The following is a 20468-nucleotide window of genomic DNA, read 5'->3' on the forward strand; positions in this document are numbered from 1 at the left end:
TACTCATCAGGTTTGATGATAATTTTGTTTCATAACAATACCCTTATGAAACATATTATCCAAAAGGTTTTCACCGATGTTCTAGAAAATCCTGTATTTAACTTATCATCTATTGAAACCTATTTCTCCAAAGATTACACACAGTTTGTAGATCATCATCAGCTCAATTATGACGAGTTCGTCTTGCATATTAAAAAACTTAAGGAAAAAGTGGCTGAGCAAAATATTAGCCTCATCAATTATGCTGAAAATGGAAATATCATTTTTACCCATCACATCGCAAAATCAGTATTGAAAGACGGAAGTACTGTTCTTCATAAAGTACTCGCTGAGTTCACGATTCAGGAAAATAAAATCATCAAATGTGATGAACTTACTTTTATGTTGGAAGGAGATCTTTCTGCAAAAAATCTTGGATCTGAAATTTAAAAAACTTTCAGTTTGATTCCAGTATTAACAATTCTTAAAGTAACCTTAATTTTTATTTCAACTCATTTCCCAAACAGACGTTTAATTTTGTTTCAATTTTAATCGATAAAAAGAAAGTGAAGAAAATTTTTACATCTGTTTTGTTTTGTGCTTCTCTATTTTTCTATGCACAATCCGGTACTCTTTCCGGAAACATTAACGACGACGCCAGAATTGCCCTGCCGGGAGCCAAAATCTCTCTAAGCCCTGGCAATATCTATACTACTTCTGATGAACATGGAAATTTCGTTTTCCTGAATGTTCCCCCAGGAAGTTACTCCATGAAGGTGGATTACCTTGGTTACGGAGCGCATCAATATAATGTAATTGTAGAGTCTGATAAAAACACCAAGCAAAATATCATTTTTGATAAAAAGGAAACAAGTATTGGAGAGGTTGTAGTATCAGGAACAACATTAAAAAATCAGGCAAGAGCTTTAAACAAACAGAAGAATAATGCCAATATTACCAATGTAATCTCTTCTGATCAAATCGGACGTTTCCCAGACGCCAATATCGGAGATGCTTTAAAACGTGTTCCGGGAATTACCATACAAAATGATCAGGGAGAGGCCAGAAACCTTATCATCAGAGGTCTTGCTCCCAACCTGAACTCTGTCACTTTAAATGGTGATAGAATTCCTTCTGCGGAGGGAGATAACCGTAATGTTCAGATGGATCTTATTCCTTCTGATATGATTTCCACTATTGAAGTGAATAAAACTTTAACTCCGGATATGGATGCCGATGCTATTGGAGGTTCTGTAAACCTGATTACAAGGGCTTCTCCCAATGGACAAAGGATTTCCGCAACATTGGCAGGAGGATACAATCCTATCCGTGAAAAAGGAAATTATACCGCCGGATTTGTTTATGGAAACCGTTTTCTCAACAAAAAATTAGGGGCTGTATTCAGCTTCTCTTATAACAATAATAATTTCGGTTCAGATAATATAGAACCTGTATGGAGCCAGGCCAATGACGCTGCAAAAACCATTTACATCAGTAAAATGGGTGTTCGTTCCTATAATGAGCATCGTATCAGGCATAGTTTTGATTTGAATATGGATTATGAATTCAATTCTAAAAACAAGATCTATGCTTCAGCTATGTATAACTTCAGAAATGATAAGGAAAACAGATTTGCACTCGGCTACAAAATAAAACCGGTTTATAATGCTGATGAATCTGAAATCATAGATTGGAAAGGCAGCATCACTAGACAGAATAAAGGTGGAGATTCTCATAATGACAACACTCGTCTTGAAAAGCAAAAAGTACAAAATTATGCTCTGAGAGGAGAACACTTACTAGGCTCTAAAGTAGATCTAGACTGGTCTATGAATTATGCAATAGCAAGTGAGGACAAACCCCATCAGCGTTATATTGAATTCGAAAACAGCAAGATGAGTTTCTCGCCTGATCTTAGTGATCCAAGGAAACCAATGATTAATCTACTTGCAGCCGATAATTTAGGAAGTTACAAACTAAGCGATCTTTCTGATGCTAATAGCTTTACTCAGGAAAAAGAATTTGGAGCGAAAGTGAATGTCCGTTTTCCGTTTTCTGTGATTACAGATCAAAAAGGAAGGCTTCGTACCGGCTTTCGTATGCGTTTAAAGGAAAAAGAAAGAAATAATGATTTTTTTGCTTTCACTCCTAACAGCAGTATGGGAAGTTTACTTTCTGTGCCAACAGTATACCTTGATGGAAACAACTTCCAGCCTGGAAATTATGTTCCGGGCACATTTGTAGATCCGGCGTATCTGGGCGGATTGGATTTATTTAATACCAACTTATTTAATGGGAAGTCGAAACCCTCAAAATTCCTTTCCAATAATTATAGTGCAAAAGAACAGATCTATGCCGGGTATATCCGTTGGGATCAGGACTTTAATGATCAACTTTCTATGATTGCCGGAGCTCGTGTAGAAACCACTCAGATTGATTACACCGGAAATTACGTGATGAATGAAAAAGATTTGGTTGGAAAAATCAACAATACCAATACCTACACCAATCTACTTCCTAGCTTGTCATTCAAATATGTTCCGATTCAGGATCTTGTACTTCGTGCGGCATTTACCACAGCACTTGCTCGTCCAAATTACTATTCATTGGTTCCTTATCTTAACGTTATTTCAGAGGATGAAATCATTTCAGCAGGGAATCCAAACCTAAAGCTACCTATTCCTATAATTTCGATTTCATGGCAGAGAAATATTTTAAATCTGTGGGAATTCTTTCCGGAGGTCTATTTTATAAAAACCTGAAAGACTTTATTTATACTTTTTCACGAAGAAACTATACTGCCAATGACTTTGCTAACGATTTTGCAGGACAGTCCAACCCTATTCCTGCAGGAGAAAGCAATTGGAAATTTACCCAGCAGCGTAATGGAGACAATGTAGCAATCTATGGTTTTGAAGTCGCTTTACAAAGACAATTAGATTTTATTCCCGGAGCATTTTGGAAAGGAATGGGAATTTATGTCAACTATACCTATACTCATTCCAAAGCTAAAGGAATCACCAGTGAAGATGGAACGGAAAGAACAGATGTAGGATTTCCGGGAGCGGCTCCTCATATGTTCAACGGCTCTCTTTCCTGGGAAAACAAACGCTTCTCTGCAAGAGTTTCTATGAACTATGCTTCTCATTATATTGATGAGCTGGGTGGCAAATCTTTTGATGACCGTTATTATGACAAACAGTTCTTTCTGGATGCTAATGCTTCCTATAAAATTACAAGTCAGTTAAGAGTTTTTGCTGAGGCCAATAATCTGACCAACCAACCGTTAAGATATTACCAGGGAATTCCAAGCAGAACTTCACAGGCAGAATACTATAGACCTAGATTTACCTTAGGAGTAAAATTTGATTTTTAAAAGATGAAAAAGATAACATATTATATAGCAGCACTTGCTGTTTTCCCTCTTGTGATAAGCTGTAAAGGGCAGAATCAATCAGGAGAAAAATTAAAACCAACGGTTATTACAGAAACGGTAGTTCATGATACCGATGATCCTGCCATATGGATCAATCCCAAGAACGCATCAAAAAGCATCATTATCGGAACAGATAAAGATACTAATGGCGGACTGTACGCTTTTGATTTAAATGGTAAAATCACCCATAAAGTTTTGGGACTTAAGCGCCCCAACAATGTAGATATTGAATATGGTTTTGTTTTGAATGGGAAAAAGACAGACATCGCAGCGGTTACAGAACGGGAGACGAATAAAGTAAAACTTTATACTCTTCCTGAGCTGAAGGAAATAGGTGAATTTTCTGTTTTTGACGGGGAAGCTGAACGCGGCCCTATGGGGGTTTCAATGTATAAAAACCCGAAAACGGAAGATATTTTTGTGATTGCCGGAAGAAAATCAGGACCAAAAGACGGCTATCTATGGCAATATAAACTTTCTGAAAAAGACGGAAAGATTACAGGCGATGTGGTACGAAAGTTTGGAAAATATAGTGGTTTGAAAGAGATTGAAAGTATTGCTGTAGATGATCAGATGGGATATATTTATTATTCTGACGAGCAATTTGGAGTACATCAGTATCATGCAGATCCGGCCAAAGGAAACGAAGAGCTTCTTGTTTTCGGGCAAGGTGATTTTAAATCTGATGTAGAAGGGATTTCGATTTACCCTACTTCTCAAAATACAGGATATATTTTGGTATCTAATCAGCAGAATGATACGTTTAATGTCTATTTAAGAGAGAATCCGGCTAAAGGAAGAATTGCAGAAATTCCTGTTTCTACTCTTGAAAGCGATGGCTCTGAAGTAACGAATGTTAATCTGGGATCAAAGTTTCCTAAGGGAATGTTTGTTGCGATGAGCAATGGCAGGGTTTTCCATTTTTATGACTGGAGAATTGTTGAAGAAAGAATACAGGCTGCTATAAAGGCAAAACAATAATTTTTAAACACGAAGAACACTAATACTTTCACAAATAGCACAAAGAGTATTGTGGACATTGTGGTTCTAATTGGTGACATTTGTGGTTATAACATCGTTTTAAACCATTAAGATCTCATAAGGGTTTAAGAAAGGTTAAGAAAGAGCTTTGCTTTAAGAGTTAGGGCTTATAAAAATCGTAAGATTTTCTCTTAACTATTCTTATTTTCTTTAAAAAATCTTAATGGTTTATTTTTTATTCAATATGCTGTCTCAAAAATTCTGCAGTATAGGATATCTTATTTTTCAATAAGTCCTCGGGAGTTCCTTCAAACAAAACTTTTCCACCAAATTTTCCAGCTCCGGGGCCTATATCAATGATCCAATCGGCTTGAGCAATGATATCCAGATTGTGCTCTATAACAATTAATGTATTATTTTGATCAACAAGATCATTAAAAAAAGATAACAATTTTTGAGTATCACTTGGATGGAGCCCTGTGCTTGGCTCATCCAGTACAATAATTTGATGGGTATTCTTCAGTTCCTTTGTAAGTTTCAAACGCTGCCTTTCGCCACCGGAAAAACTGTCCAGTCTTTGTCCCAGGGTCAGGTAGTCTAATCCTAACTTTATCAGCAAATCAAAATTTCCAGTGATATTCTGATCCGAAAAAAAATGTTTTGCTTCCCATACCGTCATATTCATCACTTCTACAATATTTTGATGATTGTATTGGTATTTCAGAACTTTCGGATCAAAACCAGAGCCGTTACAAACTTCGCATGGCTGTTCAATATCATCCATAAAAGCTAAATCTATTTTTTCTACTCCCAATCCTCTACAATTTTTACAACTTCCTCCACTATTACGGCTAAAAAGCTTTTCTGAAACGTGATTAGCTTCGGAAAATAATTTTCGTACAGTATCGGAAACATTCAAGTAAGTGAGAAGATTAGAACGGGCACTGGCTGTAAATAATGACTGATCTATCACCGTTAAATTAGGATAAAATTGAGGTAAAATGTCATTAATTAAAGTACTTTTTCCGGAACCAGCAACTCCGGTAACAACGGTCATAATCCCAGTGGGTATATTAACACTCAAATTTTCAATATTATGAAGACTGGCATTCTTTATTTCAAGATAACCTGTAGATTTCCTGAATTGCTCCTTAATATTGGCTTTTTTATTAAAATAGGACCCTGTTTTTCCTTTGGACTTTTTTAAATTTCCAAAAGTTCCTTCGTATATCACTTCGCCACCATTTTTCCCGGAGCCCGGTCCCATATCAATCACCCAGTCTGCCCTTCGGATCATATCCGGATCATGTTCCACTACCAAAACAGAATTCCCTTTATCTTTAATCTGTTGAATGATCGTATTAATATTTTGCAAATCCTTTGGGTGTAAGCCAATGCTTGGTTCATCAAAAATATACAGCAAATCCACCAGACTGTTTCCCAAATTTCTTACCATTTTTATTCGTTGAGATTCTCCTCCTGAGAGAGTATTTGTACTTCTATCCAATGTCAGATACTGCAACCCGATATTCATGATGTTCTGTAGTTTACCGGAAAGTTCTTTGATAATAACTTCATAAGCTGCTGACTCGAGACTGTTGATAAACTCCAATAGCTCATCGATAGAAAGTGCAGTACAATCTGCAATATTTTTATCCTGGATTTTACAGCTCAGAATCTTTTCATTTAACCGCTTTCCTTGGCAGGAAGGGCAAACTTTTGTAATCACCACATTACGTAATGCTTCTTTTCTCGTTATATTTTCTTTAGAATCCTTTTTAAGAAATGTTTGTTCAATTCGTGGGATAACTCCTTCGTATTTCACAGTTTTGCCCCAACTTTCATCCGGATGTTTAGGTTTATGTTCCTGCGCATATAAAAGGATTTCCCGTTCTTTAGGAGTAAAGTCCTTCAATTTTTTATCATTATCAAAATAACCAGACTGGGTATATCTTGTGAGACGCCATCCACCAGGCTGAAAGGTCGGAAATTGAATAGCTCCTTCATTTAAAGACTTTGTTTGATCAACTAGCATATTAACATCCACTGTTTGTACATAACCCAATCCTTCACATTCCGGGCACATTCCCTGCGGATTATTGAATGAAAATACATTAGAATACCCTACAAAGGGATGTCCCATTCTTGAAAACAATAATCTCAGAGAAGCATAAACATCTGCAGCAGTTCCTACAGTAGATCTAGCATTTCCTCCCAACCTCTTTGGTTGATAATAATAGGAACATTCAGATTTACAATCTTGTCTACATCTGGAATCCCATAATGTTGCAAACGGTTTCTGATAAAACTGTTCTGTGTTTCATTAATCTGCCGTTGTGCTTCAGCTCCTATAGTTTCAAATACTAAGGAAGATTTCCCTGATCCTGATACTCCCGTAAAAACCACGATCTTATATTTTGGAATTTGTATGGAAATATTCTTGAGATTATTCTGTCTTGCATGGGTAATTTCTATGTTTTCCATTTCAAAATCATTAACTTTGTTAATAGTTAACTAAGTTAATCAATTTATTACATGAAACCAATTGAAAAGAAATTTTTTGACACATTTACCGATTTCCAATGTCTTATTCTCGCTCATATGAACAGAGGAGACATCAATGGAATTACGGCTTCTCATTATAACATCCTTGAGTTTGTTCTGCGAAAAAACAGAGCAACGGGAAAAGAAATATCAACAGCGTTTAAAATTACCCAAGCCGCAGTATCGAAACAGCTAAAAACACTTATCAACAATGGCTTTATGAATCAAAATCAGGATGAAACAGATCGGAGAAAATTCAATCTCACTGTTACTGAAAAGGGCAGATTTGTAGTTGAAAATTCTGAAACATTCCGGAAAAGCATTACGCAACAAACCGCTAGTATCCTTACATCTGCTGAACTCGAGCATTTTAATTACTTACTGAACAAAGTGTTACATGAAATTAAACTTTAGCCCTTCTGATTACTCATAATTAATTGTATTTTTGGGAAACATTCCTCCCAATACAGATTCTAAAATGTCAAAGAAATATACAGAATGTTCTATGCATGGGAAGCAAGAAATTGGCTTATTGTGTACTCATCTCGCCTATAGTCTTTTGGATCAAATCTCTGTAGGTTTTCATACATATGATGAAGGTGATCTTGGGCGTCCCGATGCCTGGTGCAATCAGTGTGAACAAGATCAAGAGCATATTGAAACAGATCAGGATCGTGAAAATTGGTTCATCCGTTGTGACTACAAAATCCTTTGTGCAGCCTGCTGGGATGAAGCAAAAGAATTGAATGGAAATTGAGTAAACTGTTTTATTATTTTAAACACAATAGACGCAAGGAATTTCTAAAATAATGAGTAAAATAGTGTTCGCAAGGGCGTTTCACTCAGCGAAGGGTCATTAAAACGCATTGTAAATAGAATCCTAGTCGTGGATTCGTGACAATGGAATGTCTTTTGAGGACTGCTATCTCTTATTTATACGTTCCAAACAATCTGTCCCAAATAGAAGTATAAAATCCAAAATTTTTAGTCTCATCCAAATGATGTTGATTATGGAATCTGGTGGTTCCCACAAAGAATCGATCAAACCAAGCTGGGAAAAACTCTCTGTTCAGATGTCCTATCGTTCCCCAAATAAGATTAATCAACAAATAAATGGAGATGGAAACGATAGAAAAGTTATATCCTATTAGTAAAACCAACATCATCAGTCCAAAACCTATGGTTTCAAAAGGATGTAGCACAAAAAGGCTCAGATAATTGGTACTTACATGCTCATGATGTTTTCCGTGTATCATTTTATAGACAACAGGTAAATGAGCTGCATAATGAAAGAAATACATGAAAAGATCCATTAAAAGGAGGAGCACTATAATTTCCAGAATGATCATCATTCCAGATTGGGTATTTCCCAGCTCAATCCAGCTATTTTTCCATAGAAAAACACCTATCAGCATCACAAGACTATTACAGATAACCGTAAAAAGGCTCAGGTAGAAGTCTGATGTTGACACAGGATGATCTTTATCCTGCAATGGACTTTTACGACAGGTTTTATCAATAAAGAGATATAATCCTATTGAAAATAAATACAAAAAAACATTGCTCATCAGACTGAACACGATCCATTGTGGCCAGGAAAACTGCCAAAACATATGTACATAACCAGAAAGTACCGTTTCATTAAGATTCATAAAAGCATCGTCTTTCAACTTGATGTCATAAATGTATGAATTTTCAAATAAGGAGAGAAAAAACCTTATAAATATCTTTTGAAATCATCAGTTTTAAAAGAGGTCTTCATATTGATCTCAAAATAAAATTTTATGATTTAATTTTCATGATAACGTATTACAAATAAATTATTTTGCACGTGCTTTTCTCTTGATTTCACGAAGCCGTACCGTCAATTTTTTTCTTAGATCATTATGATAGGCTCTATAGCTTTTTATACTTTCTTCAAGGTTCTTTTTATTCTTCAGATATTCTTCATACAAATTGGCCAACTCAGCAATTTGTGTAATAACATCGGAAGAATGCGCTTCAGAATGATCTGCAGCTTCTATCAGCAGTCGGTAATATTCGATCCGACTGGTCAGGTTAGTGTGAAGTTTTGGTTCAATTCCCTGCATGATTTTAATTTTTCTTTAATTAAGAATGCTATGGTATCAATTTCTACCCACAGATATAGGAGGAACATCACTTTGATATAAGACCTTCACATTTTCGGAAGATATTCCTTGATTTACAGATTTAAACTGAGCTCCATTCAAAACTGAAGAAATCAAAGTTTCATTGGGATCACCTAAAGGTAATAAAGGCAATACTGTATACTCATTAACCGAAATCTGCGGTGAAATCCCATTGCTGTATTCTCCGGCACCATTAGCATTAAATACTTTATAAATAACCGGATGCAGCTGCCAATGGATTTTTTGAGGCTTACGTTTATCTTCTACGGTGAACCCTGCCATATCTTTTCCTAAGGTTACATCTCCCACTTGAATAACCTGAAGATAGGGTTTCAAATTATTAATAACTATTTCGGCTGCAGAAGCTGTACTGTTTGAACTCAAAATGTATACTTTATTGAGTCCTAATGCATTTGTACGTAAAGTATTAAAATCAAGCGCTTTTGGATCATAGGTAATCTGTTGGGAGAAAGTTCTTTTCACTTCACCGCCGTTTTTATTTCCTTTAAAAATGATGAATGGGGAATTAGATGAGATCCCCGGAGGAATCAGAGAGCAAAGGGCAGCAGCGGCTGATACAGAACCTCCATAGTTATACCTCAGATCAAGGATCAGCTCCTGTACTCCGGCAGCTTTAAACTCGGCAAACTTCTGACTAAGTTTCTGCGTCATCCCATCCGGAAAGTCATAGATATATAAATACCCCGCCTTTTTACCTTTTTTTTCAAATATTTTAGACAATAACGGCTGGTCAAAAGAGACTCCATAATAGACTTTTATTTCTTTTTCATTGGTAATGGCTCCGTTGCTCCAATTTCCTACGTTAAGATCCAGCACTGTAAGATCTTTCATGGTTGAAGCTACAGATTCTGCATTGCTTGCCGTCACTGTTTTTCCGTTGATTTTGGTAATAATCATTCCCCGTTCAAGTCCAGCATTGAATGCCGGGGAATCTTTAAGTACCAGTTTAATCATCGTTATCACATGACCATTTGCCTGCTGAATCACGGTATAATCAAAGCCATACATATTCCGGATCGAACGTGGATAGCTGGAAGGATCCTCAGTATTTACGATAAAAGAAAACCGATCCTGAGGAGCCAGCATACTTTTAAAAAAGTCTTTTACAGGAAGATGATAATCTGGCTTTGATGGCATCTGATCTGCCCAGTAATAATACCGTTTCAGGCTATCCTGTACCCAAAGATTAACAGATTCTGTACTTCCTTCAGGAAATTCAGGTGCTTTTTCATCATTATCTGTACACGAAATCAGGATGATGATTAAGACTATGAACTGAAGTTTTAAAAATTTTCTCATCCCAAATTATAAGTATTCTGCTACATCAACATCTCCTTTTACTACCCATACTCCATTTTCTGTTTTTTCCTGAAGTATGATCATATTAGCACCCATATCTTGTTTTATTTTCACCTTAATCATTTCTGATCCTGCATAAGGTTCTGTAGTTCCAGGTTTATACAATTCCAGATATACAGGGGCTGTAATACCGAAAGAGCTGTATATCTTCACCGGAGTAAAGCTCTTTTTTCCAATATTATCAAATTCTGCCAGTACCACCCCATTTTCTCTTTTTAAAACTCCTTTCACATTTTTAAGGGATGATCCTGAAAACTCTCCTAAATTCGGAAAAATAAATTCAAATCCCACCCGTCCAAGGTTGACCTGTGGTTTTATAACCTCAGCCTCCAGAAAGATTCCCGGAAGATGGAAGAAGTATAATTTCTTATATTCATCTACATTATTATAGGTAATATTGTATCGTATAACCTCCTTCCCTGTTTCATGATTATATATTGCCAGTTTGTTGGTTTCTCCCTGATCCTGCACAAACTGAATCGTGGTTTCTATTTTGTTGGTATAAGAGGTTTCCCCACCAATAGATATAGGTTCTCCGTTGAATCTCAGCTGAAGTACATCAGGTTTAGAGAATCCTTTGACAGTGACTTCTCCAGGTTTTTGTACCTGGTCATATTTCTCCATCACAGTATTGTCTGTACAGGAAAACAATATCATTAATAATATGAGTGCAAAGATTTTATTCATCTTTTATCTTGTTTTAAACTTAAAAAATATTGCCCAGCCCATTGTGCCGGGCAATATAACAATTATAAAAAAACTATTTGGATATGTTCTGGATAGTCATTTCTTATCAAAATGCCCATCCATTATTGTAAATTAAAATTTCATATTTTCTTTCATGATCAGCTTAAAAACAGTACGTCTATTTTTTAATAAAACTCAAACGTTCTGTTGTTTTTCCATCAGTCACTTCCGCTATATACACTCCTTCTGATAAATTTGCGATGTTGATTAATTTAGAGTATTGAGTGGTAAGTACTTTTTGCCCTGCAGCATTATAAAGATAAACTGTTACTCTATTTTCTTTTAATGCTGGATTAAGCTGCAGTTGTAAATATTCTTTTACTGGGTTTTCTGCAATTTTTGTAATATTTTCTTTCTTTTTTATATCTTTTGTGCTTAAGGTTAATGAGGTCGCATAGATCGCCATCTCATCAATATTAATGTTCATAATATTATTTCCGCTGGCATTTCTGTTTGCCCACATTCCTATATAAATTTCTTTCCTGCAAAGGCCGAAAGGTCTACAAGACTTTCTGCAAATTGAGTAAGATCTGATGGAAAAGGATTTGTAGATGAACCTACCTGTATTTTATATGGGCTTTGTAAATAATTTCCTGATCCATCTACTGTCATAGCCTGAAAATCTGCTAACACAGGAACTGCTTTTTGAGGAGTACTTACATAGATATAAAGATCCCGGCTCACAATAGTATGTGTGGCTCTCTGTCTTCCGATATAAGAAGCAAGAGTGATTGTTCCCGCAGCACCTGTAAGGTCAATCTGGGGAGAAATAATCCAGTCATCTTCTGTTCCAAATCCGGCTGCACTTCCAGTAGGAACCAGATTCGTAGAATGCCTTAGAACACCTGTGCTTCCGTAGGCTAAAGAGGTTCCATTGTGATAAATATTGAAACCTTGAATCCATCCATTGTTATTGCCATTCAGATCATGGAATGTCCATCCCTGAAGATCGGCAGGAGTATCAAAAGAATTTCCCCATACCAGAGATTGTGCTGTAGCCAGCTGAGATAAACAGAACAGATGATAAAATTATTTTTTTCATGATACTGAGTATTAAGAGTTTTTTTTAAGAAAAGGAAAGCAAGGAATTAGCCTAAGCCATTCCTTGCTTTCATTATTTTTTAGTTTACAATAGCAAAATTGTATTTTGTCCAAGCCCCTTGGAATCCACCGCAGTTTCTTGGAGATACATTCCAGCTTCCTTCATTAAAGAATGGCTGGCTCATTCCCCATAATGCGGCAGTACTTCCTGTAAGAAGGTTAGATGCCGGAATTCCTGCTGTATCCGCTCCTATCACAGAAGTTGTAAAGCCATGAACCTGAATGGAAGCAAGGTTTGAAACTGAAGAAAGTTCAGATCCTGTACCTTCTACTCTGATTCCTACAGGATATCCTGTTACTACAGCGTTGTTTAAAGTTAATTTACCATATCTTCTGATGTGGATACCGTTTTCATAAGCTGCTCCTTGTCCTGCAGCACCGAATTTAGCTCCTACGATAGTAAGGTTGTTAATAACAGGGTTTGTAATTAAAGAAGTCGCTGTACCTGTTGCATTATTATCAAGCTCAATACCGTTAGAATCCGGGCTTCCGCCACTTACTGTGTGTGCTGAATTGTAATCAGCTAAAGAAAGAGCACATGTAATGGTTCCAGTATATCCGTTATCAAAGTCAAAATTATCATCTTCTGCAGCAAAAGAAATCAGGTTCGAAGCATTCACAGTTCCCCCGAAGAATTCAAAAGAATCATCCTGACCGTAAGACACTTGGATATGGTCTAGAACAGTACCATTTCCAACTCCTCCTAATGATAAAGCATTTACTTCGTTACCAGAGTTAGCTCCTACAAAGTCATACCCTGCAAACTCAATACGTACATATTTCATTGTTCCGGCATCATGAGAAGGATTAGTTCCTCCGAAATAATAATCACTACCGGTTAATCCTTCAATAGTTGTTGTAAAAGGTACGTTCGTAGGGGCATCACCTAAAAGGATTACTCCTCCAAATCTCCTGGAGTAGCTGTAGTATCTTCATCTCCATCTAAAAGTTTGTAACTTGTAAAAACAATTGGCTGAGATTCAGTACCTGTAGCATTGATTTTACCTGTTTTAGTAATAACCAGAATTCCTGAACCTTCTCCTATTGCATTAGGTTTTGCTTTAATAAATGTCCCAGGCTGAATCGTAAGCGTAGCTCCGTTTTTAACGGCTACAGTACCATCAATTTCTATGACACCGCTCCATGTTGTATTAGACGTAATAGGTCCACTCACTTTAGTAACAGGAAGTGCAGAAGCTGTAAGATACTCAGCTGAAGTAGGTTTCATTTCAAAAGGAGTTGAAGAATCTGCTAAATGATCGTTCTGGCAAGCTGTAAGAGATAATGCAGCAGCTGCAATTAGAGTTAATCTTTTCATTGTTATAATTTTTGATAGCTCCGGTTATTTATTTTTATGACCGGAAATTTTTAATATTCAGAAATATTCGCCTCCATATTTCTGCGATTTGGTTATTGTTTTCATCCTACAGATCAGGAGGAGCTGAGTTGCAAGAGTTCCCTGTTGATCCACTATTTTCCGGGAAAAGGCAATAGTAGCCGGTTTTTGATTGATTCGGTACTGTTGTGCGCATCATCAGTAGTATTCCAAGTCATTTTCAGGATTCCGAAACCTGTGCACATCTATATTTAGAGCTCTTTTTTATCTTTAGGGATACCGGAGTTTGTATATTCAACATCTCTGTTTTTAGCAATTATTCCAAAATCGAGAAATCATATTTTGTCCAGTTTCCCTGAAATCCGCCACAATTTCTTGGAGACACATTCCAGCTTCCTTCATTGAAGAAAGGTTGGTTCATCCCCCATAATGCTGCTGTACTTCCTGTAAGAAGATTAGCTGTTGGGATTCCTGCTGTACCTGAACCCATAACAGAAGTACTGAACCCATGTACAAGGATTGAATTTAGGCTAGAAGCTGCGGAAAGCTGTGAACCTGTTCCTTCTACCCTGATTCCCGTTGGATATCCTGTTACAACAGCATTGTTTAATGTTAGTCTTCCATTTCTTCTGATATGAATCCCGTTTTCATAAACAAGTCCCTGTCCTGCGGCTCCATATTTTGCCCCAATGATCGTAATGTTGTTGATGGTAGGATTTGTAATCAAGGAAGTGGCTGTACCATTGAAATTGTTATCTAATTCGATACCGTTAGAATCAGAACTTCCACCGCTCGTGGCATGATAGGAACGATAATCTCCTAAAGAAAGAGCACATGTAATCGTTCCCGTATATCCGTTATCGAAATCGAAATTATCATCTTCAGGAGCAAAAGAAACCAAATTGGTAGCGTTTACTGTACCTCCAAAAAATTCGAAAGAATCATCCAGGCTGTAAGACACCTGAATATGATCTAATATAGTTCCGTTCCCAACACCTCCTAATGTCAAACCATTCACTTCATTACCAGAATTGGCTCCAGTAAAATCGTATCCTGCAAACTCGATGCGTACATATTTCATAATTCCGGCATTATGAGACGGATTAGTTCCTCCAAAATAATGATCACCACTAAAACCTAATCCTTCAATAGAAGTTGTACTAGGTACATTCGTAGGAGCATCTCCTAAAAGGATCACTCCTCCAAAATCACCCGGAGTCGCTGTTGTATCTTCATTTCCATCCAGAAGCTTATAGCTTGTAAAAATAATGGGCTGAGATTCTGTTCCTGTTGCATTGATCTTTCCTGTCTTGGTGATTACAAGAATTCCATTAGCAGCTGCCCAATCATTATTCGGTTTTGCTTTAATATAGGTTCCTGGAAGAATTGTTAATGTAGCTCCATTTTTAACCCTAATAATTCCATCCATTTCAATAACACCACTCCAGGTTGTATTGGAAGTGATATCCCCACTCACAGAAGTGACAGGAAGTTCAGAAACGGTAATATATTCCGCTGAAGTAGACTTCATTTCAAAAGGAGCAGGAGAATCTGCTAAGTCATCTTTTTGACAGGCTGTAAATGAGAATAATGTTATCCCGGTTAATAGTAATTTTTTCATTTCTTAGTTTTCTTTATGTGTTTGATGATTTTTAAAAGGTATAAATGACATTTAACCCAAATATTCTTCCGCTGTAAGCACGGAACAGGATCTTATCAATATCTTTATCATATCTAGTTGTTGCACCAGGCACCAGGGTCTGCAATTCCCGAGCTGTCTTATTTCCTGTATTGTCTGTGTGCCCTAAATAAGAATTAAAGTTGTTATAATACTCCTTTACCGTATTGAAGAGATTCCTTACATTCAGTTTTACTTCCAGATTTCTGTTTCTTAAGAGTTTATATGAGATCTGGGCATCTGCAACAGCATAAGGACGTTGGATTTCTTCTCCGTTATAAGCATATCCAACTGTTATATACTGATCTCCTTTGGCATTGTATAAAAAGTTGAAACCCAATCGATCGCCATCATACATCAATCCGACATTATATGCATATGGGGTTTGCCCGTAAAGAGGTCTGTCTACTTCATAGGTTTCATCATTCTCGCCTGTTTTATACTGATCTTTAAAAGCGATTACCTTTGTTGTATTGTAAGTGAAATTCCCACTGATAAAAAGTTTTTCAAGAAATGATCCTTCAGCAATAAATCCAAGATTTTTTCGTACCTCTACTTCTACTCCTTTTAGTTTTGCATTTTTTGAATTTCCATTGAACAATGATAGATTTCCATCGTTAGAAATACGTCCTTCACGCTCAATAGGTCGATCAATATCCTTATAATATAATCCGGCAGAGAATATTTCCCCCAATCCCGGAAACCACTCAAATTTAAAATCGTAATTATTGACTGTAGAGGACACCATGTGTGTGTTGTAAATCAACCCGTTGGCTATAGGATCAAAGTAAGGCAATCCGGTTCTCTCATTAAACTGAGGGCGAATAACGGTCTTCCCATAGGCCAATCTCAGATTTATTTATTGGTGGGACTATAGGTAAAATTGGCTGAAGGCATCCATTGCCATGGTTTATCATCTATTCCTACTTCAGCGAAATTATTGGAATCATTCTTAGATTCAATTTGCTGAAAAATAGGATCATATTGAAAATATTCAGCACGCAATCCCCATACTAATCTGAATTTATTTTTCCAGCGGTTATCAAACATCACATACATAGCGTGTTGTTCAACTTTCCCTTCATATTTTCCATCATCTACATACAATGGTCTGGTCTCCCATCCGATTCCTCCGGGTGCATAATGAGAACCATCAAACCAATCAGCAAGAGATCCATACATTTCTAAAAATTTTGGATTCGGGACATCCCTTTTTCCATCTACTCTCAATAAAAATTTCTGTTGTTGATTTGTATTGGATTTTGAAGCTCCGGCATATCCTACCTTAATATCATTTTTAAAACTTCCTCTGTCAAGTCCCCATTTAAAAGAAGCTCCATAATTATAATCTGTTTCTTTGCTGGTAATATATCCTCTTGCAAAATCACTCGCACTATTATTGGCTACATGATAATTCAGGATCTCACGCCCTATAAACTTATATAAAGTCTTGTATTGAGTATAATCTTTCGTGTCTGATGAAACTCCAGTTCTGGCAGCGAACCAGTTGATTTCCATATTTCCAAGCTTATGGCTTCCTTCCAGTTTATTCTGTAAAAACATCTGATAAACAGGATACACCGTATTCTCCGTAAAAGGTTTATCTAAAGATGGAATTTTTGAAGGATCATTATTGGGAACAATTCCATGATAAAAGTAATTGTACGAAGCTTCTGCTGCTGCAGGTGAACCACTTCCATTGGTATTTTCATCCCAGCCTGTAATTCTTGTCAATGTATTATCGTAAATATGAGTGTATGAATTACGGAATGAAATTCTACTCTTTCCCAGTTGCAACCCAAAATTTAGCATTCCTGCTACTGTAGAATTATAATTATAGGAAGCTCCTGTATTTTTAAAATTATAAAAAGGCATTTTTCCATTGGCATCAAAAGCAAATCCTGTAGTATCCAACCAGTTTCCTCTCCCTGTATGGTCTATATCCAGCTTATTCTGCTCATTTCTGATAATAAATGCTCCGGCAAAACCCCATTTATTATTATTTTTAAGAGCATATGTTCTTCCTAATGCCAATTGCAAATTGGAACCCATATCTCCTCTGGTCTTATAGTTGGTAAAGTTATCGTTCTTGAACTGGCTGGATTGTTCAAAAAACATAGGATTATCCCATTTCATAGGCTGAAGTCCCTGAGGGAAGTCTCTCGTTCCGTCATCATAACCAAAATAATCGTATTTTCCACGCTTACGGGTCAGAAATTCTTTAAAAGCAGTCTGATCATTATAAGACGTTCCCATACTTACAGTTGTAAAGTTTTCATTGGGAATATCTTTGGTTCTTACCTCTACAAAACCTCCCGCAAAACTGGCATTCATATCGGGCGTTGCAGATTTACTGACAACAACGCTTTCCACCATAGCCGTTGGAATAATATCGAAAGAAAAATTCTGATTGTAGGCTTCAGTACTTGGCAGATTGATACCATCCATCGCTGCTGTATTCCATCTTTCTCCCATAGATCTTACAACTACATATTTGTTATCTATAGTTGTAATTCCCGTCACTCTTTTCAAAGTACCCCCCACATCATTATCAGGAGTTTTAGCAATCTGTTCGGCAGAAATTCCGTCGCTCATTTGTGCTGCTTTTTTCTGCTGAGCCAATAATCCTGCCTGAGTATCTGCTTTACGGGTTGCTGTCACAACCACTTCTTTGATGTCTGTAATTTTATCCGATGCCCTGTTCAGTGCAAAGGAAACTGTATTTGTTTCTTTATTGGTAATTGATAATTTTTCTACTCTGAGTGTGTTGTATTTTGGAGCTTTGATTGTCAAACTATAAAGCCCTGAAGGAAGATCTACTGAAAAATCTCCGTTATTATCAGTTAAGGCTGTTTTCCCTGCAATATTGATCTCTGCTCCGATAACAGGATTTCCCACTTCATCAACTATTTTCCCTGAGATACGCCCGTTTCCCGGTACGCCTGCATTTGAGCTTTCATACTTTATTGAAATGAGATCTCCATGTAAACGAAAGACTACCGGAAGACCGTTGGTAATGTCTTTCAGACAACTATTGATAGAGGAATTTTCACATTTCACCCCTTTTACCTTCAGCTCTTTAATATCATATTTTGAGTAGGCCAGCCTCATTCCTGTTTTTCCTGCAAATTCTTCCAAAATTTCAATTAATGGTCTGCTTGCAGGTACAGAAAATGAAACTTTCTGAACCAATTCCTGCGCTTCTGCTGCAACAGTAAAAAATAAGGCTGCTATGGTAAAACCACATTTCAAACTTTTCATATCTAAGTGTTCTCTTTTGATTAAGATGATCTGATTATTTATTTTTTTGATGATTATTTTTTCAGGATGTAGACATTATCTTGTTTCTGAATTTCAAACCCCAGAATAAAGGCTAGGGCTTCAATATTTTCATTAACAGTTCCTCCTGTAAAATCAGCGGTAATCTTTTTATCTTCAGCTTCTTTCGGATAATGTATTTTTGTACTATAATTGCCTTCCAACACCGTAATTACCTCTTTTAAAGGAACATCATTGAAACTTAAAGACAATAATTTAGGATGTTGTTTCCCTGAGATTTTATCCGTAGCGAATGAAATAATAGCTGTAGTACCGGCAACCCCCAGATTCGTCCACTTTTGATTAGGTTTCAGATAAGAAACAGGAACTCCTTCAGAAGATACCGCCACTTTTCCTTCATAAAGATCTACTGCTTTTTTCTTCCCCGACTGAGAAACTTTGAATACCGTTCCCAATACTTTCGTACTGAAACCATCTGCATGAACTATGAAAGGGTGAGTTTTTGATTTTGCTACAGAAAAGAGAGCATCTCCTTTTAAATCAACGACTCTTGTAGCTGCAGGAAATGATTTTTCAACCGTAAGTTCTGCTCCGGGTAATAAGGTTACTACAGATCCATCTTCAAGATGAACAATTCTATTTCCGGCTACAGCTTGATAAACATCCGGCTTGAAGAATGTATGATACGTAAGTATTCCACCCAATGTGAAAAGTAAATAATGACTGCTGCAATTTTGTAAAGATTCTTCGGAAAACGATTTCTGTATCCTATTCTTTCATAAGGAACAAAATAATGTTCAAGTCCAGCCAATACTCTTACTTTAGATTCCTGAAGATGAACCTCATCCAGATCATTTTCTGCATAGGTTTTCCATTGCTTTAAAATTTCATTTTCCTTTTCGGAGATTTTTTCCTCCGAAACTTCACGTGTCCAAAGTCTGAAAACAAAGGCCTCGATATTTTTATAATTAAAACGTTTCATAAAATATTTCATAGTATTCACCGATACTTCTATCAATAAGACTATGAAAATGAGAAACTTCCCCAGCGTATTTTTAACATTTTGTTCATACTAATATCGAAACTCAAATGTTTTTCAACCTATTTTACAATTCCTAAACATTAAATTCACAATTAAGGGATAATTCCTAGAAATATTTAACCTTACCATAATTAAAGTTCACAAAAAGTTAATTTTCCTTTAGGTAATTTTGCTCCAATACTATGAACCTAACAGACTCTACTTTATTAAAGAAAATAAAATCAGGCGACCGCCCTGCATTTATGCTGTTGTATGACCGATACTGGGATCATCTGTACCGTTTCGTTTTCGTTCGAACAAAGGATAAGGAGGTTTCTGAAGAAATCCTTCAGAATTTATGGATAAAGATTCTTGAGAATACGGAAGTGATACAAACCGATGAGTCGGAAAGTGCAAAAGGATATTTACTACGTCATCTGCATTACCGTATTCTGGATTACTACAATAGCTATAAAAAGATCCCTCCAACATTGAGTATCGATGAATTTGATATCCCTGCGGAGATCGATATATCTGACCATGACTATTTTGAAATTCTTGAGGAAAACGAGATCAGTGTTTTGCTATCGATGATCGATGAGGTCGTTTCACAGCTTCCAGCTACTGAACAACAGGTCTATGAAATGAGAATCCGAAGAAATATGTCTGTTAATGAAACCGCAGATGCTTTAGGAATAAGCAATAAAACGGTTAGCAATAAACTAAGCAAAGCACTGGGAGAGATTCGTGATCAGCTAAGTCCCGAGTATCAGTCTTCCAAAAAACTAATATCCATTTTAATGCTGATGGAGTTGCTCACTAAATATTGATAGTAT

The 20468-nt window shown here is 36.5% G+C and carries 20 protein-coding genes and 1 pseudogene; 6 read left to right on the forward strand and 15 right to left on the reverse strand.

Going from position 1 to position 20468, the window contains the following annotated elements; genetic code table 11:
• The first annotated feature begins 45 nt into the window (after positions 1-45).
• From QWZ06_RS15990 to QWZ06_RS16000, 3 genes and pseudogenes are all read left to right on the forward strand, one after another.
• The gene (locus tag QWZ06_RS15990) at positions 46-429 is read left to right on the forward strand and encodes a hypothetical protein (RefSeq protein ID WP_290299528.1); all 384 of its coding nucleotides are present in this window, start codon (positions 46-48) and stop codon (positions 427-429) included.
• Positions 430-545: 116 nt separating this feature from the next.
• Positions 546-3355: pseudogene (locus QWZ06_RS15995) on the forward strand (TonB-dependent receptor).
• Positions 3356-3358: 3 nt separating this feature from the next.
• On the forward strand, positions 3359-4396 hold the full coding sequence (locus QWZ06_RS16000) for a phytase (protein ID WP_290299529.1): 1038 nt from the start codon (positions 3359-3361) through the stop codon (positions 4394-4396).
• 235 nt (positions 4397-4631) lie between these two features.
• Here the strand turns inward: QWZ06_RS16000 and QWZ06_RS16005 are convergent, their stop codons facing one another.
• Both QWZ06_RS16005 and QWZ06_RS16010 read right to left on the reverse strand, forming a co-directional pair.
• Complete coding sequence (locus tag QWZ06_RS16005) at positions 4632-6614, reverse strand: ATP-binding cassette domain-containing protein (protein WP_290299531.1); 1983 nt, start codon at positions 6612-6614, stop codon at positions 4632-4634.
• The gene (locus QWZ06_RS16010) at positions 6587-6880 is read right to left on the reverse strand and encodes a P-loop NTPase family protein (protein WP_290299532.1); all 294 of its coding nucleotides are present in this window, start codon (positions 6878-6880) and stop codon (positions 6587-6589) included. The genes QWZ06_RS16005 and QWZ06_RS16010 overlap by 28 nt, the downstream gene beginning before the upstream one ends.
• Positions 6881-6931: 51 nt before the next feature.
• Between QWZ06_RS16010 and QWZ06_RS16015 the strand changes: the two genes are divergently transcribed.
• Both QWZ06_RS16015 and QWZ06_RS16020 read left to right on the forward strand, forming a co-directional pair.
• Positions 6932-7354 carry a MarR family winged helix-turn-helix transcriptional regulator gene (locus tag QWZ06_RS16015; RefSeq protein ID WP_290299533.1) on the forward strand — a complete coding sequence of 141 codons (423 nt, stop codon included), beginning with the start codon at positions 6932-6934 and terminating at the stop codon, positions 7352-7354.
• A 64-nt stretch (positions 7355-7418) separates the two neighbouring features.
• Positions 7419-7697, forward strand: coding sequence for a hypothetical protein (locus tag QWZ06_RS16020; RefSeq protein WP_290299535.1), 279 nt, complete (start codon positions 7419-7421; stop codon positions 7695-7697).
• Positions 7698-7869: 172 nt separating this feature from the next.
• Here the strand turns inward: QWZ06_RS16020 and QWZ06_RS16025 are convergent, their stop codons facing one another.
• The 13 genes from QWZ06_RS16025 to QWZ06_RS16085 form a co-directional block, all read right to left on the reverse strand.
• On the reverse strand, positions 7870-8592 hold the full coding sequence (locus QWZ06_RS16025) for a sterol desaturase family protein (RefSeq protein ID WP_290299537.1): 723 nt from the start codon (positions 8590-8592) through the stop codon (positions 7870-7872).
• 168 nt (positions 8593-8760) lie between these two features.
• Entirely contained in the window at positions 8761-9030 is a 270-nt protein-coding gene (locus tag QWZ06_RS16030; protein ID WP_290299538.1) for a hypothetical protein, read from the reverse strand.
• Positions 9031-9066: 36 nt separating this feature from the next.
• Positions 9067-10410, reverse strand: coding sequence for a S41 family peptidase (locus QWZ06_RS16035; RefSeq protein ID WP_290299541.1), 1344 nt, complete (start codon positions 10408-10410; stop codon positions 9067-9069).
• 6 nt (positions 10411-10416) lie between these two features.
• Positions 10417-11157, reverse strand: a complete 741-nt coding sequence (locus tag QWZ06_RS16040) for a hypothetical protein (protein WP_290299542.1) — start codon at positions 11155-11157, stop codon at positions 10417-10419.
• Between the two features lie 178 nt (positions 11158-11335).
• Positions 11336-11680 carry a T9SS type A sorting domain-containing protein gene (locus tag QWZ06_RS16045; RefSeq protein ID WP_290299543.1) on the reverse strand — a complete coding sequence of 115 codons (345 nt, stop codon included), beginning with the start codon at positions 11678-11680 and terminating at the stop codon, positions 11336-11338.
• Between the two features lie 2 nt (positions 11681-11682).
• Positions 11683-11901: a hypothetical protein gene (locus QWZ06_RS16050; RefSeq protein ID WP_290299545.1), complete on the reverse strand. Its 219-nt coding sequence runs from the start codon at positions 11899-11901 to the stop codon at positions 11683-11685.
• Positions 11902-12338: 437 nt separating this feature from the next.
• On the reverse strand, positions 12339-13214 hold the full coding sequence (locus QWZ06_RS16055) for a beta-helix domain-containing protein (protein ID WP_494337516.1): 876 nt from the start codon (positions 13212-13214) through the stop codon (positions 12339-12341).
• Positions 13214-13636 carry a beta-helix domain-containing protein gene (locus QWZ06_RS16060; protein ID WP_290299548.1) on the reverse strand — a complete coding sequence of 141 codons (423 nt, stop codon included), beginning with the start codon at positions 13634-13636 and terminating at the stop codon, positions 13214-13216. Before QWZ06_RS16060 ends, QWZ06_RS16055 begins: the two co-directional genes overlap by 1 nt.
• Before the next feature lie 334 nt (positions 13637-13970).
• Positions 13971-15275 carry a beta-helix domain-containing protein gene (locus QWZ06_RS16065; RefSeq protein WP_290299551.1) on the reverse strand — a complete coding sequence of 435 codons (1305 nt, stop codon included), beginning with the start codon at positions 15273-15275 and terminating at the stop codon, positions 13971-13973.
• 31 nt (positions 15276-15306) lie between these two features.
• A complete protein-coding gene (locus QWZ06_RS16070) occupies positions 15307-16179 on the reverse strand; it encodes a TonB-dependent receptor domain-containing protein (RefSeq protein WP_290299555.1) in 873 nt (290 codons plus the stop codon).
• An 8-nt stretch (positions 16180-16187) separates the two neighbouring features.
• Positions 16188-18593, reverse strand: a complete 2406-nt coding sequence (locus tag QWZ06_RS16075) for a TonB-dependent receptor (protein ID WP_290299557.1) — start codon at positions 18591-18593, stop codon at positions 16188-16190.
• A 53-nt stretch (positions 18594-18646) separates the two neighbouring features.
• Positions 18647-19315 (reverse strand): FecR family protein, encoded by a 669-nt coding sequence (locus QWZ06_RS16080; RefSeq protein WP_290299558.1) that lies wholly within the window; start codon positions 19313-19315, stop codon positions 18647-18649.
• Positions 19258-19593 carry a hypothetical protein gene (locus QWZ06_RS16085; RefSeq protein ID WP_290299560.1) on the reverse strand — a complete coding sequence of 112 codons (336 nt, stop codon included), beginning with the start codon at positions 19591-19593 and terminating at the stop codon, positions 19258-19260. Before QWZ06_RS16085 ends, QWZ06_RS16080 begins: the two co-directional genes overlap by 58 nt.
• 242 nt (positions 19594-19835) lie before the next feature.
• Between QWZ06_RS16085 and QWZ06_RS16090 the strand changes: the two genes are divergently transcribed.
• Positions 19836-20462, forward strand: coding sequence for an RNA polymerase sigma factor (locus tag QWZ06_RS16090; RefSeq protein WP_290299562.1), 627 nt, complete (start codon positions 19836-19838; stop codon positions 20460-20462).
• The last annotated feature ends 6 nt before the right edge of the window (positions 20463-20468 follow it).

The organism is Chryseobacterium tructae, from assembly GCF_030409875.1.
Taxonomy (GTDB): Bacteria; Bacteroidota; Bacteroidia; order Flavobacteriales; family Weeksellaceae; genus Chryseobacterium; species Chryseobacterium tructae.

Coding starts and splice junctions, on each gene's coding strand:
- QWZ06_RS16030 (WP_290299538.1), bottom strand. CDS start 9,030: ATGCAGGGAATTGAACCAAAACTTCACACTAACCTGACCAGTCGGATC.
- QWZ06_RS15990 (WP_290299528.1), top strand. CDS start 46: ATGAAACATATTATCCAAAAGGTTTTCACCGATGTTCTAGAAAATCCT.
- QWZ06_RS16045 (WP_290299543.1), bottom strand. CDS start 11,680: ATGTGGGCAAACAGAAATGCCAGCGGAAATAATATTATGAACATTAAT.
- QWZ06_RS16000 (WP_290299529.1), top strand. CDS start 3,359: ATGAAAAAGATAACATATTATATAGCAGCACTTGCTGTTTTCCCTCTT.
- QWZ06_RS16020 (WP_290299535.1), top strand. CDS start 7,419: ATGTCAAAGAAATATACAGAATGTTCTATGCATGGGAAGCAAGAAATT.
- QWZ06_RS16025 (WP_290299537.1), bottom strand. CDS start 8,592: ATGAATCTTAATGAAACGGTACTTTCTGGTTATGTACATATGTTTTGG.
- QWZ06_RS16060 (WP_290299548.1), bottom strand. CDS start 13,636: ATGAAAAGATTAACTCTAATTGCAGCTGCTGCATTATCTCTTACAGCT.
- QWZ06_RS16065 (WP_290299551.1), bottom strand. CDS start 15,275: ATGAAAAAATTACTATTAACCGGGATAACATTATTCTCATTTACAGCC.
- QWZ06_RS16075 (WP_290299557.1), bottom strand. CDS start 18,593: ATGAAAAGTTTGAAATGTGGTTTTACCATAGCAGCCTTATTTTTTACT.
- QWZ06_RS16090 (WP_290299562.1), top strand. CDS start 19,836: ATGAACCTAACAGACTCTACTTTATTAAAGAAAATAAAATCAGGCGAC.
- QWZ06_RS16035 (WP_290299541.1), bottom strand. CDS start 10,410: ATGAGAAAATTTTTAAAACTTCAGTTCATAGTCTTAATCATCATCCTG.
- QWZ06_RS16085 (WP_290299560.1), bottom strand. CDS start 19,593: ATGAAACGTTTTAATTATAAAAATATCGAGGCCTTTGTTTTCAGACTT.
- QWZ06_RS16015 (WP_290299533.1), top strand. CDS start 6,932: ATGAAACCAATTGAAAAGAAATTTTTTGACACATTTACCGATTTCCAA.
- QWZ06_RS16010 (WP_290299532.1), bottom strand. CDS start 6,880: ATGGAAAACATAGAAATTACCCATGCAAGACAGAATAATCTCAAGAAT.
- QWZ06_RS16040 (WP_290299542.1), bottom strand. CDS start 11,157: ATGAATAAAATCTTTGCACTCATATTATTAATGATATTGTTTTCCTGT.